This is a genomic window from Plantactinospora sp. B5E13, from assembly GCF_039871775.1.
GTDB lineage: Bacteria > Actinomycetota > Actinomycetes > Mycobacteriales > Micromonosporaceae > Plantactinospora.
In genome coordinates, this window is the sequence record NZ_JBDPLT010000006.1 from 204,562 (window position 1) to 217,815 (window position 13,254).

Below are 13,254 nucleotides of genomic sequence, written 5' to 3' on the forward strand. Positions count from 1 at the left end.
AGCGTCCGACCACCGGACGTCGGCGGTAACCGGGTCAGCTGAGACAGCCGGCGTCGGCGTCGGCGGTAACCGGGTCAACTGAGACAGCCGGCGCCGGCGTAGACGGGACGGCGGGCGGTGACCGGACGGTGCTGGTCGGAGTCGGCGGCGTGGGCGGCGATCGAGGTGAGGATCTCGGCGGCCCGGATGGCGGTGTTCGACAGCAGCGAGGAGGAGATGCCGTGGCTGTGCTCGGTGCCGCCCTGCAGGTAGATGCCGGCGCGGACCTCCGGTCGGGTGCGTACCCGGTAGTCCCGGTCGACCTGGGCGCGTCCGGCCTCGTCCCGCAGGCAGAGCCCCGCCGCGTCGCCGAGCAGGGCGAACGGGTCGGCCGGCCGGTAGCCGGTGGCGAAGACCACCACATCGGCGCTGAGCACGGTCTTCTCGTTGGTCACCAGTGACTCGACCACCGTCCGTACCCCGTCCGGGGTGCGGACGGTCTCGGTGACCCGGGACAGGTTGAGGATCCGCAGCCGCTCGATGCCGCGTACCTTCTCCTGGTAGACCCGCCGGTACAACTCGTTGATCAGGTCCTGGTCGACCACCGAGTAGTTGGTGTTGGCGTGGTAGCCGAGCATCATCTCCTTCACCGCCGGCGGCGCGGTGAAGTACTCCCCCACCGCCGCCGGGTCGAAGATCCGGTTGGCGAACGCACTGTCGTCGGCCGGGCTGTAGCCGTACCGGGCGAAGACCGCGCAGATCTCGGCCCGGGGGTAGCGGGAGTGCAGGTGCTCGACGGTTTCGGCGGCGCTCTGCCCGGCGCCGACCACGACGAACCGGGTCGGTGCCGACGGCACCAGACTCCGCAGGTTCGGCAGCAGGTCGCGGTTGTGCCAGATCCGGGTGTCCAGGGTGATGCCGTCCGGCAGGTACGGCCGCAGGCCGGTGCCGAGCACCAGGTTCCGGGCCCGGTGGACGACCAGGTCGGAGGCGCAGCCGCCGGTGCTGGCGAGCACCTCGAAGTGGTCCACGATCCCGTCGACCCGGACCGGACGGACCTCGGTCACCTCATGCCCGTACCGGACCAGGTCGTCGACCTGCGCCGCCGCCCACTCCAGGTAGTCGTGGAACTCGACCCGGGACGGGAAGAGGTTCTTGTGGTTGATGAAGTCGATCAGCCGGCCCCGGCTCTGCAGGTAACAGAGGAAGCTGAATCCGCTGGCCGGGTTTCGCAGGGTCACCAGATCCTTGAGAAACGACACCTGCATGGTGGCGTCGTCCAGCAGCATGCCCCGGTGCCAGCCGAACCGGGGTTGACGTTCCAGGAAGACCGCACGGCCGGCAAGGTCGGCCGCACCGGCGGGGCCGGCCGGGTCGGTGTCCGCCTCCCGGACGGCGATGGCCAGGGCGAGGTTCGACGGGCCGAAGCCGATGCCGAGCAGGTCGTACACCGGAACGTCGGTGCTGCGATCGGTTTGTGACATACCTGTCCCATCTCCTCTGCCGGGCGGCCCGGGCGGGGTGATCGAGGGCCGGATCCGTCGGAACCGGTGCGGTGGCCAGGCAGTCGACCAGCCACAAGATTTAGGTTAGGCTAACCTACGCCCTGGCCGAGAACAACATGGACCATCCGGCATTCACTCCGGGTCGGCCAAGCTCGGGAACGTCAAGGAGGAGACCGCCGATGCGGGTTGTGATGTTCGGCTACCAGACCTGGGGACACCGGACGCTGCAGGCGCTACTCGACTCCGAACACGAGGTCAGCCTGGTCGTCACCCATCCCAAGAGCGACCACGCCTACGAGAGGATCTGGGACGACTCCGTCGCGGAACTGGCCGAGAAGCACGACGTACCGGTGCTGGTCCGGCAACGTCCCGGCGACGCGGAACTGCTGGACCGGCTCCGCGCGGCGCGACCCGAGATCATCGTCGCCACCAACTGGCGCACCTGGATCCCGCCGGAGATCTTCAACCTCCCGCCGCGCGGCACCCTCAACGTGCACGACTCGCTGCTGCCGGCGTACGCCGGATTCGCCCCGCTGATCTGGGCGCTGATCAACGGTGAGCCGGAGGTCGGGGTGACCGCCCACATGATGGACGAAACCCTCGACGCGGGTGACATCGTGCTGCAGCGGGCCGTCCCGGTCGGACCGACCGACACCGCCACCGACCTCTTCCACCGGACCCTGGAACTGTTCGGCCCGATCACCGTCGACGCGCTCGCCCTGATCGCCACCGGCCGGACCGACTGGGTGAAGCAGGACCGGTCGAAGGCAAGCTTCTTCCACAAGCGGTCGGTCGAGGACAGCCGAATCGACTGGACCCGCCCCGCCGACGAGATCGAGCGCCTGGTCCGGGCCCAGTCCGACCCGTACCCGAACGCCTTCACCCACCACGACGGTGCGCGCCTGCGGATCCTGGGCGCCCGGGTCTCGCAGGGCCGCTACGGTGGCACGCCCGGCCGGATCTTCTACCGGGAGGGCGACGGCGTGGTGGTCGTCGCCGGGCCCGACGCGCACCGCGGCCGCAACCACGGCCTGGCCATCACCCGGGTACGCACCGACGACGGCCGGGACCACGCGGCGACCGACTACTTCCGCAGCATGGGCGGCTACCTGACCGCCCACCCGGACCGCCGGTAGGTCGGCCGCCGGGAGCCGCGTCCCGCCGGACGCGGCTCCCCGACCGACCAACCGACTACCGGACCCCCGGCTCCACGGTCAGCGTTCCCGCCTCCGCGTCGATCGTGGCCCGTGCTCCGAGCGGCACGGTCAACTGCCCGGGACCGTGCCCGAGGCGCAGCCCGCCCAGCACCGGCACCCCGAGGTCGCCGAGGCGATCCCGCAGCACCGCGACGGCGTCCCACTGGTCCGGGGCGCCGACACTGTTGGTGATCTGGCCGATCACCACCCCGGCGATCCGGCGCAGCACCCCTGTCCGGCGCAGTTCGGTGAGCATCCGGTCGATGCTGTACGGCGGCTCGTCCACGTCCTCGAAGAAGAGCAGCGCGCCGTCAAAGCTCGGCACGTCGGCGGCGCCGATCGAGGTGGAGAGCATCGTCAGGCAGCCGCCGAGCAGCCGCCCGGTCGCCCGGCCCGGCACCAGCACCGGTGCGGCGGTCTCGCCGGGATCGCGGGTGATCACCACCGGGTCGGTGGTCATCACCGCCCGCCGCAGCGACTCCACCGACTCCGGACCGGTCCGGCTGTCGGTCCAGTTGACCATCGGGCCGTAGAAGGTGACCAGCCCCGCCTCCCGCCACAGCCGGCCGTGCAGGCTGGTGATGTCACTGAACCCGACCACCACCCGGGGGGCGCGGCGCAGGCCGGAGAGGTCGATCCGGTCGACGATGCGCTGGGTGCCGTACCCGCCCCGGGCGGCGAAGACACCGCGGATCCCGGGATCGTCCAACGCCGCGTCGAGATCCGCCAGCCGTTCGTCGTCGGTGCCGGCCAGGTAGCCGTACCGGGCGTAGACGTGCTCGCCGAGCTCCACCTCCAGGCCCCAGCCGCGCAGGATCTCGATCCCCCTTGCCATGTTCGTCGGGTTCGGGCTGGCTGCCGGCGCCACCACCCGGACCCGGTCCCCCGGTCGCAGCGCCGGGGCACGTACGGCCCGGACGCCTCCCTTCGGACCCGCCTGGGCCGGCACCGCCGGCGCCGCGCCGAGCAGCAGTGACCCGCCGGCGGCCGCCGCCCCCACCCCGAGCATCCGCCGCCGGGAGACGGCGGTGCCCGCCACCTCGGAACGCTGTTCGTCGTGGTGTTCACGCTGACCGTGGCCGTTCCTCTGACCGTCGTGCACCGGGCGCCCCCTCGTCGTCGCCGAACCGGCGTCGATCTCCGCCGGCAATCCATCGTGCACCGACGATGGCCGAGGTTCCAGACCCGATTCGCCTCGAAGAGCAGAGCGACGCACGATTCGGACGTCACGGGACGGCAGCCCGAACACGGTGCGGATGTCGCCGCGCCGGCGGGGTCAGCCGGTCTGCCGGCTCCGGGCCGTGCCGGAGAGCAGGGCGAGACCGGTCTCCGGGTCGACCCGCTTGGCCAGGCTCTCGGCGACCTCGGTGATGATCACCTCGAGCGTCGGCCACACCTCGGCGCGGAGCAGGTGACCGCCGACCGTGCTGCCGTCGCGCCGGCCGAGCACCGCGTGCACGTGCAGCGCGGGCTCGCCCCGGAACTCGGCGATATCCCCGGTCAGCGCGAGCACCTCGACCTGTTCTGGCACCGGGATCCGCTGGTAGTCCCGGATCCGCCAGTCGAAGTAACCGACCTCGGCGGTGCTGAAGCCGCCGACCGCGGTGACCTGGGCCGCGAGAATTCCCCGACGTCGGGCCACCGCGTTGACCGCCGCGACCGCCTCGTCGCCCTGGTCGAGGACCACCACCACAACCCGCCGGTCGTCGCCGGAGAGTTCCACGTCCCGCATCCCGTCCTCCTCCGCGCGTCCGTCAGCCGCCCGCCCATCGCCGCTACGGGTCCCCTCCCCTTCTGCCCGGCTTTGCCCACCACATGCCTGCCCTGGCGTCCCGTGGAGGACCGGCGCCGTAGGGTCGGACGACCCGAACCGGCGAAACCGTCCCAGGCCGACGCCGGACAACGGAAACGGCGCGGTGGGGACGGGTGGGCGTGCGCCGCCCGGAACGGACACCCGCCGGTCGCCAGCTTCCGGTTTCCCCGCCGTCGCCCGGCGGATGCTGCCTAGGCTGACGGACAGCAGCAGCCGCGGCCTCTCGGCCCTACGGGCACAGGCGCACCATTGCACGAGAGAGTGGGCCATGACAGGAACGAACCCGTTCGGCAGCCCGGGCGGGCTGCTCGCCGGCAAGGTCGCGTTCGTCACCGGCGCCGGCCGGGGCATCGGCGCGACCGCCGCCCGGCTCTTCGCCCGGGAGGGTGCCGCGGTGGTGCTCGCCGCCCGCACCGAACACCAGCTCGCCGACGTGGTCGACCTGATCCGGGCCGACGGCGGGACCGCGGACTACGTACTCACCGACCTGACCAATCCGGGCAGCGTGCAGACCGCCGTCGACGCTGTGATCCGGCTGCACAACCGGCTCGACGTCGCCTTCAACAACGCCGGGGTCTCCATTCCGCACACCCCGATGGTGAACGCGACGACGGAGAACTTCGACCTCGTCACCACCGTCAACTACAAGGGTGTCTTCCTCTCCATGACCGCGGAGATCCGGGCCATCCGGGCTACCGCCGGCTCCGGGGCGATCGTCAACAACAGCAGCGTCGGCAGTTTCCGGGGCGCTCCGGGCCTCGGGCCGTACGCGGCCACCAAGCGGGCCGTCAACAGCCTCACCGAGACCGCCGCCGCCGAGTACGGCCCGGAGGGGATCCGGGTGAACGCGATCGCCCCCGGCACCACCATGACCGGGGTCATCCGTCGCTGGGCCGAGGAGGAACCGGCCGCGGTCGACCGGCTCAACTCGCTGACCCCGCTGCGCCGGGCCGCCGAACCGGAGGAGATCGCCGAGGTGGCCGCCTGGCTGCTCAGCGACCGTGCCTCGTTCGTCACCGGCGTCTGTCTGCCGGTCGACGGCGGCCTGCGCGCCTAGGCACGGCCGATTCCACCCGGTCGGGGCCGGCGGCCCGGTCAGCGGCGCAGCGGCAGGACCGAGTCGGTGAGTCGCCCGCCCGGCCGGTAGACCGCACACATCACCGTACGGTCGCCGTCGGCCCAGGTCTGGGCGGTGGGCAGGACCGGATAGAAGTCGAGCGTGCCCCGGTCACCGTCCGGCCAGCGTCGGTCGAAGAACCCGCCGCAGCCCTGCCAGGCGTACGCCGCCAGGGTCGGTCGGTCCCACGGCCCGTCGGCGGCCCGCAGGAAGGCGTACGACTGGTTGTCCGCACCCTCCTCGCAGGGCTGGTACCGGACCATCACCTCGGCCACCCGGGCCGAGTAGGCCGGGTCGGTGAAACACTCCCCGCCCTCGATGGTGAGGATGCCGCTGGTCTCCGCGGTGATGAAGGTGTCCGTCTTGGTCAGCGGCGCCGACACCGACGGCTCGATCGCGAAGAGCGCGGCGAGGGCGCCGACGGTGGCGGCCACCGCCCAGCGGCGGGACGGCAGGTTCATCGGGCTCCGAACTCTCGACCGGCGACGGCGGTGATCGTAGGTGGGCCCGGGTGAACCGTCGGCCACCCGCGGATGACGGGAGCTCGCCCGGAGCGTGAAGCTTCCCGATGTGTCGACGGCGGACGACGGTAGTTCACGTTCCGGTCAGATTGACGTCCACGGACTTTTGATCGTCTCTGGGTGAATGCGCGTGATCCACCGGCCGTCGGCCGGTGGCGAGTGCCAACCTCACCTGGAAGGTGGCTTTCGTTGAGTGACGTCAAGCGACCCTGGATCGTGGGTTCGCGACGGGCGCGGCTGACCGCGATCGGCGCCGCGGCCCTGCTCGTCGGCGGTTTCGCCCTGACCCCGGTGGCGTTCGGTGACGCCGCGCCCGGCAAGTACCCGGCGGCGGAGATCCACCGGCCGTCCCCGGTGCCCGACCGGATCATCCTCACCCCCACCAGCACGCCGTCCACCTCACAGCGGGTGACGTGGCGGGCCGAGGCCAGCGCCGAGTGGGCGCAGGCGGAGATCCTGGCGGCGCCGGCCGCGCTCGGCCAGGTGGCGCCGGCCGCCGGTGCGGTCACCGTCGTCAGGGCGATGGCGACCACGCCGGTCACCACCTCGCTGGGGTACGACTCGACGTACCACACGGTGGAGTTCACCGGCCTCAAGCCCGGGACCCGGTACACCTACCGGGTCGGTGACGGCACCAACTGGAGCGCGTGGACGGACTTCACCACCGCCGCCGCGGACCTCCAGCCGTTCTCGTTCATCTACTACGGCGACGCGCAGAACTACCTCGACTCGGCGCTGCCCCGGGTGTTCCGGCAGGCGTTCGCCGACCGACCCGAGGCGAAGCTGATCGTCAACGCCGGTGACCTCATCGACTCGGCGAACAGCGAGGAGCAGTGGGGGCAGTGGTACCAGGCCGGCGGCTTCATCGACGGCCAGATCAACAACATCTCGATCCCCGGTAACCACGAGTACAGCGGCGGTGCGCTCTCCTCGTTCTGGGCGCCGCAGTTCCCGTACCCGGACAACGGGCCGGCGGACTGGCCGGCCGAGCTGGACCGGACCGCGTACACGGTGGACTACCAGGGCGTACGGTTCATCGGCCTGAACACGAACGTGCAGGGCATTCCGGAGATCATGGCCGCCCAGACCGCGTGGCTGGAACAGCAGCTGAAGAACAACCCCAACCGGTGGACCGTGGTCACCTTCCACCACCCGGTCTACTCCACGGCGGAGGGTCGGAACAACCCGGTCGTCCGGGCGCAGTGGGGTCCGCTGTTCGAGAAGTACGGTGTCGACCTGGTCCTGCAGGGTCACGACCACACCTACGGTCGGGGCAGCGTCAGCTCCTCCCGCAGGTCGCTGTCGGTGCACGACAGCACGGTGTACGCCGTCTCGGTCTCCGGCGGCAAGATGTACGACGTCGACGGTTCGGTTTGGACCGGCAACGGCGCCGACATCATGAGCCAGGCCGAGGACAAGCAGCTCTACCAGCTGATCGACGTCACCGGTGACACCATCCGGTACGAGGCCCGGTACGCCAACGGCCAACTCCACGACGGCGTCACGATCCGGAAGAACGCAGCCGGCGAGCGAACCGTCAACGAGTTCCGTACCCCGGAGAACACCACCGGCGAGCAGGCCACGGTCAACAAGACCATCGTCGAGGCCAAGGGCCGGGTGAAGGTCGCCGCGTACGGCTACGACCCGGGCGAGGAGGTCACCGTCTACCTGCGCGACACCAGGGACGGCGCCGAGAAGGACGGCGTTTTCATCGGCTACCGGAAGGCGGACGAGCTGGGCCGGTTGGAGTACGGCTTCGCGCTGCCGCCGTCGGCGAAGAAGAACAGTACCCACGTGGTCTACCTGGAGAGCGAGAACCAGCAGATCACCAGCCCGGTCATCACCGTGACCAAGTGATCCCCACCGGGCGCGGTCGGCCGGTCGGCCGGCCGCGCCCGGTCCCGCCGCTCAGGAGAACGCGCCCGTGACTGCCCGTACCCGGACCCGTCCGGTCACCACCCGCCGCACCGTTCGCGCCGCCGGTGCCGCCCACCGCGCCGGTCGCACCGCCGCCGCTGTTGCCGTCGCGCTGGGCGCCAGCGCCCTGATCTCCCTCGCCGGACCGGCCGACCCGGCCGGCGCCCATCCGTTCGGCCCGCCGTCCACGGCGCGGATCAGTGTCGAGGGCTCCCGGGTGGCGATCGCCTGGATCGCCGCCGAGGACGACTGGGTCGCCCTCGGCCGGTCACTCGGTGCCTTCGACGATCCGGCGCTAGCCGCGGTGGCGGGCGAGCTGACCGGCGAGCAGAAGCTGCAACGCTCCACCCGGGTCCACGACTACCTGCTGGACCGGATCACCATCCGACAGAACGGTGTGCCGTGCCCCGGCCGGCTCGCCGCGCTCGACCGGCTGCTGGACGAGGGCGCCCAGCTCGACTTCGACTGCCCCACCGAGGTGGTCGACGTCGAGGTCACGCTCGGCGCGCTGACCGATCTGAACGAGGCGTACCGGACGATGCTCACCAGTCAGACCCCGGCCGACCCCGGCCGTACCCTGTTCACCTCGACGGAGCCGACCCAGCGACTGCGGTTCACGTCGGACGGGGCGGACAGCGGAGGCGCCGGCCGACGCGGTGCCCTGGTCGGCGGCGGCGTCGCCCTGTTCACCGCGCTGGCCACCCTGGTCACGGTACGGCTGCTACGCCGGTCCCGGAGCCGGCCGTGAACGGGCTCGACCAGCGACTGGTGACGCTCTTCGACGGTCGAGGGGTGTTCTGGCTGGCCCTGCTGGTGGCACTCGGCGTCGGGGCGGCGCACGCGCTCGCCCCGGGCCACGGCAAGAGCATCACGGCGGCGTATCTGCTCGGCACCCGGGGTCGGCACCGTGACGCCGTCCGGCTCGGCGTGATCGTGGCGGTGATGCACACCTTCTCCGTCCTGGTGCTGGCGCTCGTCTGGGTCGGGCTCAGCGGGGTGGCGAGTCTGGGTACGAAGACGCTGACCGCCTGGATGCAGGTGGCCGCCGGGCTGCTCGTGATCGGTGTCGGCGCCCACCTCACCTGGCGACACCTGCGCCGCAGCGGTCACCACGACGCGCACAAGCACACCCGTCCGGCCCAGACCCACCCGACCCACGACCGTCCGCCCGTCCCCGTCCCCGTCCCCGTCCCCGTCCCCGTCCCCGTCCCCGGGCATGGTCATCAGCACGACCCGACCCTGCTGACCGACCCCTGGTCCCGGCGAGGGCTGGTGGTACTCGCCCTCTCCGGCGGGCTCCTGCCCTCGCCGTCGGCCTTCCTGGTCCTGGTCAGCGGTCTGCTCACCGGCCGTGCCGTCGACGCGGTGCTGTTGGTCCTCGCCTTCGGTATCGGGATGGCCGACACCCTCACCGGTGTCGGGGTGGTGACGATCCGTGGTTCCGCCCTGATCTCCGGTGGTCTCCGGCGCTGGCCGGCGGCGACAACCGCGATCGCGTGGCTGCCGACGGTCGCCGGGGTCGCGGTGAGTGTCGGCGGCTGCCTCTATCTGGTCGCCGCGATCTCCGTACTCTCCGGTCCGGCCGGGTAGGACCGCCGTGGCCCGCGCGGCGGCCCGGCATCCCCCGGACCTCCCGCGCTGACGTCACTGCCCGAACGGCAGGGTCGAACCGGCAGTCGGAGCAACACCGGGCACCCGCCCGGCAGGGGCCGGATTCCCGGTCGGCGATCCCGGACCGTGTCCTAGGCTGCCGGAGAGGACAACCGCGTATTCCAGGAGGCGACAACCGATGGCGGACGGACTGCGGGTGGCCGTACTCGGGCTCGGCGGCATGGGCCAGCCGATGGCCGCCAACCTGATCCGGGCCGGCCTGTCCACCGTCGTCTGGAACCGCCGCCCCGGGCCGGCCCGACAGCTCGGCGGGCAGGGGGCGGAGGTCGCCGACAGCCCGGCCGAGGCGGTCCGGCACGCGGACGTGGTGATCACCATGGTCACCGACGCGGACGCGGTGCAGGCCATCGCCGCCGACCAGGGCATGCTGGCCGCGATGCCGGAGGGCGCGATCTGGGCCCAGATGAGCACCATCGGGGTCGCCGGCACCGAACGCCTCGCCCGACTGGTCAGCGAGCAACGCCCCGACGTCGTCCTGCTCGACGCACCGGTGGCCGGCAGCCGCGGCCCGGCCGCGCAGGGTCAGCTGGTCATCCTCGCCTCCGGACCGGAACAGGTCCGGGACCGGATAGCACCGGTGTTCGACGTGCTCGGCCAGCGGACGGTCTGGGCCGGTCCGGTCGGAGCCGGCTCCCGGATCAAACTGGTCAACAACCTGTTGCTCGCCTTTCTCGCCGAGGGCATCGCCGAGGCGGTCGCGCTCGGTGAGACGCTGGGCCTGGACCGGTCGGCGGTGCTCGGCGCGCTGCGGGGCAGCCCGCTCGTCTCGCCGTGGGCGGCCGAGAAACTGGACCGGATCGGCCGGGACGAGTACCACCCGCAGTACTCGCTGGCGCTCGGGCTCAAGGACGTCAGACTCGCCCTGCGTGAGGTCGACGTCGACCGGTTCGCGGTGGCCGGCAGCCTGGCCGGGCAGTGGCAGCGGGCGGTGGACCGGGGCCTCGGCGACGAGGACGTCACCGTGATCACCCGCGCGCTCCAGCACTGACGTGGGTCAGGTCTGGGCCGAGTGGGGCGACGTACTCACCGTCTCCGCGCTGGCCGTCCCGGTCACCGCGCTGCTCGCCGCGCTGATCGTCGCCACCCGTCGCGCCGCCGGCGTGTCACCCGAGCGGGCCCGCCGGGCGACCCTGACCGAGCTCGGCATGCTGCTCGGCACGGCGCCGTGGCTCTGGATGATCCTGACGCCCCGGGGTGACGGGCGGGCCCTGTCCCCGGTGCCGCTGCGTGAACTGGTCGCGCAGCTCGCCGGGGACCCCAGCACCGCCGTGGTGCAGATCGGCGGCAACCTGCTGGTCTTCGCCGCCTTCGGCGCGCTCGCCCCGGTACGGTGGGGGATCGGCGTCCGCACCGTGCTGGTCGTCGCCGCCGGCGCCTCGGTCACCGTGGAGGCGCTCCAGTACGCCGCGCAGATCGGTCGGGTGACCAGCGTCGACGACGTGTTGCTGAACGCCGCCGGGGCCGGGCTGGCCGCGTGGGCGACCCGGTCCCTCCGATGCCGGAGCAGCGATACCCCCACGCCGACCACGACAGGGGCGGGCGTCGAACACTCCGTTCGGTGAACCCGGACATCACACTCTGAACTATTTCTGAGCCGCTCCGGGAACAATCCAGACCGAGTATCCACCGGAAGGTGCCGAAGACTTCTCCCGTCCGGACGGTGCCGCGGTTGTCGCAGGTGACGGCGGTACGTGACGGCGGAGCATCCACAGTGGCCTTGACCCCACCCGGAGATGTGTTTAGATTTCTCATTCCGGAACGCTTCTGAAAATTTCGCCCGTACCGCTGACCGCGCCCGGTCGCGTCCCGGGCGGCGACGGTCCCCGGCTGGAGTACGACCTGACCCTCACCACCACCGGGCCGGTGCGAGTGCTGACGTACCTGTCACCGCGCAACAACGTGCTGCCCGCCCAAGGGCTCCGGTACGCGGTGTCGCTCGACGACGGCCCGCCGCAGGTGGTCAACGTGACCACGGCGACCGGGGCGAACGACACCTCGATGAACCGGCAGTGGGAGCGGAACACCTCCGACAACGTCAACGTCACCGCCACCACTCACCTGGTCGACCGGCCCGGGCGGCACACCCTGACGTTCTGGATGGTCGACCCGACCGTGGTGCTGCAGCACCTGGTGGTGGACACCGGCGGACTCCGGCCCAGCTACCTGGGCCCGCCGGAGAGTTTCCGGGCCGGCCACTAAAACGTCTCAGTCCCCCGTACCGACACCTCAGCCGACAACACCAACCACGCGGTCCGTTCCGATCCGAGAGGGTCGGGGCGGGCCGCACACCACTTGGAAAGGAAAGATCGGCATGCGTCGAAGTTTGCGGCGGTTGCTCACCGCCACGGCCCTGACCACCGCTCTGGGCCTGGTCGCCGGATGTGGCGCGCCGGAGGGATCGGGTCCGGCGTCCACCGGCGGCCCGGTGCCCGACAAGCCCGGCTCGCCGGTGGTGCTGAACATCCTGGACGTCGCCGGAAACCTGCAGCTCACCCAGGGGATGATCGACGAGTTCGCGGCGAAGAACCCGGACACGGTCTCCCGGGTGACGTACTCGAAGTCCCCGGCGCCGGAACTGGTCGGCAAGGTCAAGGCCCAGCAGGACGCCAACCGGGTGGAGATCGACCTGGTGCTGACCGGGGTGGACGGTCTGGCCGCCGGTATCGACCAGTCGCTCTGGACCCCGCTGCTGCCCACCCACGCCAACCGGCTGACCGGGATGGCGAACTACCTGCCCGGCGCGGCCAACATGCAGAAGCTGGCCGGCGACTTCGGGGTGACCGTCACCTACTACCCGTCCGGTCCGCTGATCGAGTACCTGCCGTCGAAGGTGCCGAACCCGCCGAAGAGCGCGGAAGAGTTGCTCGAGTACGCGAAGGCGAACCCGGGCGCGGTGCAGTACGCCCGCCCGTCGAACTCGGGGCCGGGCCGGACCTTCCTGATGGGTCTGCCGTACCTGCTGGGTGACTCGAACCCGAAGGACCCGGTGAACGGCTGGACCAAGACCTGGGCGTACCTGGCCGAGTTGAACAAGTACGTCGAGCTCTACCCGTCCGGCACCGGCGACACGATGAAGAACCTGGCCAACGGCTCCGCGAAGGTCATCGTCAGTACGACCGGCTGGGACATCAACCCGCGGGTGCTCGGCACCGTGCCCGAGGAGGCGAGGATCGGCACCCTGGCCGGCTTCCACTGGGTCACCGACGCGCACTACGCCGTCGTGCCGAAGGGCGTCTCGACGGACAAGCAGGCCGCGATCCTCGCCCTGCTGAACTGGATGCTCACCCCCGAGCAGCAGGCGAAGGCGTACGACCAGGGCTACTTCTACCCCGGGCCGGCGATCAGGGACGTGCCGCTGTCGATGGCGCCGGAGGAGAGCCGCAAGGCGATCGAGCGGTACGGCCGCCCCGAGTACGAGCAACTGATCGCCAACAACCCACTGGAGGTACCGCTGGACGCCAAGGCGCTGGTCGAGGCGTTCAGCCGGTGGGACCGCGAAATCGGCGGCGCCAAGGTGTCCAAGTGAGGCGCGAGC

The 13,254-nt window shown here is 71.3% G+C and carries 13 protein-coding genes; 9 read left to right on the plus strand and 4 right to left on the minus strand.

What is annotated here, in order from left to right:
• Positions 1-74: 74 nt before the first annotated feature.
• Entirely contained in the window at positions 75-1,463 is a 1,389-nt protein-coding gene (locus ABGB05_RS08270; protein ID WP_347652600.1) for a SidA/IucD/PvdA family monooxygenase, read from the minus strand.
• 200 nt (positions 1,464-1,663) lie between these two features.
• Between ABGB05_RS08270 and ABGB05_RS08275 the strand changes: the two genes are divergently transcribed.
• Positions 1,664-2,620 (plus strand): methionyl-tRNA formyltransferase, encoded by a 957-nt coding sequence (locus tag ABGB05_RS08275; RefSeq protein ID WP_347652601.1) that lies wholly within the window; start codon positions 1,664-1,666, stop codon positions 2,618-2,620.
• Positions 2,621-2,675: 55 nt separating this feature from the next.
• On the opposite strand, the gene ABGB05_RS08280 is transcribed toward ABGB05_RS08275, so the two are convergent.
• A complete protein-coding gene (locus tag ABGB05_RS08280; RefSeq protein ID WP_347652602.1) occupies positions 2,676-3,719 on the minus strand; it encodes an LD-carboxypeptidase in 1,044 nt (347 codons plus the stop codon).
• A gap of 237 nt (positions 3,720-3,956) precedes the next feature.
• On the minus strand, positions 3,957-4,412 hold the full coding sequence (locus ABGB05_RS08285) for a DUF296 domain-containing protein (protein ID WP_347652603.1): 456 nt from the start codon (positions 4,410-4,412) through the stop codon (positions 3,957-3,959).
• Between the two features lie 349 nt (positions 4,413-4,761).
• Between ABGB05_RS08285 and ABGB05_RS08290 the strand changes: the two genes are divergently transcribed.
• Positions 4,762-5,550 carry a glucose 1-dehydrogenase gene (locus ABGB05_RS08290; RefSeq protein ID WP_347652604.1) on the plus strand — a complete coding sequence of 263 codons (789 nt, stop codon included), beginning with the start codon at positions 4,762-4,764 and terminating at the stop codon, positions 5,548-5,550.
• A gap of 38 nt (positions 5,551-5,588) precedes the next feature.
• On the opposite strand, the gene ABGB05_RS08295 is transcribed toward ABGB05_RS08290, so the two are convergent.
• Complete coding sequence (locus tag ABGB05_RS08295) at positions 5,589-6,071, minus strand: hypothetical protein (RefSeq protein ID WP_347652605.1); 483 nt, start codon at positions 6,069-6,071, stop codon at positions 5,589-5,591.
• A gap of 249 nt (positions 6,072-6,320) precedes the next feature.
• On the opposite strand from ABGB05_RS08295, the gene ABGB05_RS08300 reads away from it, so the two are divergent.
• The 7 genes from ABGB05_RS08300 to ABGB05_RS08330 all read left to right on the plus strand — a co-directional run bounded on the left by ABGB05_RS08300 (position 6,321) and on the right by ABGB05_RS08330 (position 13,245).
• Positions 6,321-7,988, plus strand: coding sequence for a metallophosphoesterase family protein (locus ABGB05_RS08300; protein WP_347652606.1), 1,668 nt, complete (start codon positions 6,321-6,323; stop codon positions 7,986-7,988).
• A 67-nt stretch (positions 7,989-8,055) separates the two neighbouring features.
• Positions 8,056-8,796 carry a hypothetical protein gene (locus ABGB05_RS08305; protein ID WP_347652607.1) on the plus strand — a complete coding sequence of 247 codons (741 nt, stop codon included), beginning with the start codon at positions 8,056-8,058 and terminating at the stop codon, positions 8,794-8,796.
• Positions 8,793-9,638: a hypothetical protein gene (locus ABGB05_RS08310; protein ID WP_347652608.1), complete on the plus strand. Its 846-nt coding sequence runs from the start codon at positions 8,793-8,795 to the stop codon at positions 9,636-9,638. Before ABGB05_RS08305 ends, ABGB05_RS08310 begins: the two co-directional genes overlap by 4 nt.
• 199 nt (positions 9,639-9,837) lie before the next feature.
• Complete coding sequence (locus tag ABGB05_RS08315) at positions 9,838-10,707, plus strand: NAD(P)-dependent oxidoreductase (RefSeq protein ID WP_347652609.1); 870 nt, start codon at positions 9,838-9,840, stop codon at positions 10,705-10,707.
• A 1-nt stretch (position 10,708) separates the two neighbouring features.
• Positions 10,709-11,281 (plus strand): VanZ family protein, encoded by a 573-nt coding sequence (locus ABGB05_RS08320; RefSeq protein WP_347652610.1) that lies wholly within the window; start codon positions 10,709-10,711, stop codon positions 11,279-11,281.
• Positions 11,282-11,489: 208 nt separating this feature from the next.
• On the plus strand, positions 11,490-11,918 hold the full coding sequence (locus ABGB05_RS08325; RefSeq protein WP_347652648.1) for a hypothetical protein: 429 nt from the start codon (positions 11,490-11,492) through the stop codon (positions 11,916-11,918).
• Between the two features lie 112 nt (positions 11,919-12,030).
• A complete protein-coding gene (locus ABGB05_RS08330) occupies positions 12,031-13,245 on the plus strand; it encodes an extracellular solute-binding protein (protein ID WP_347652611.1) in 1,215 nt (404 codons plus the stop codon).
• Positions 13,246-13,254: the final 9 nt, after the last annotated feature.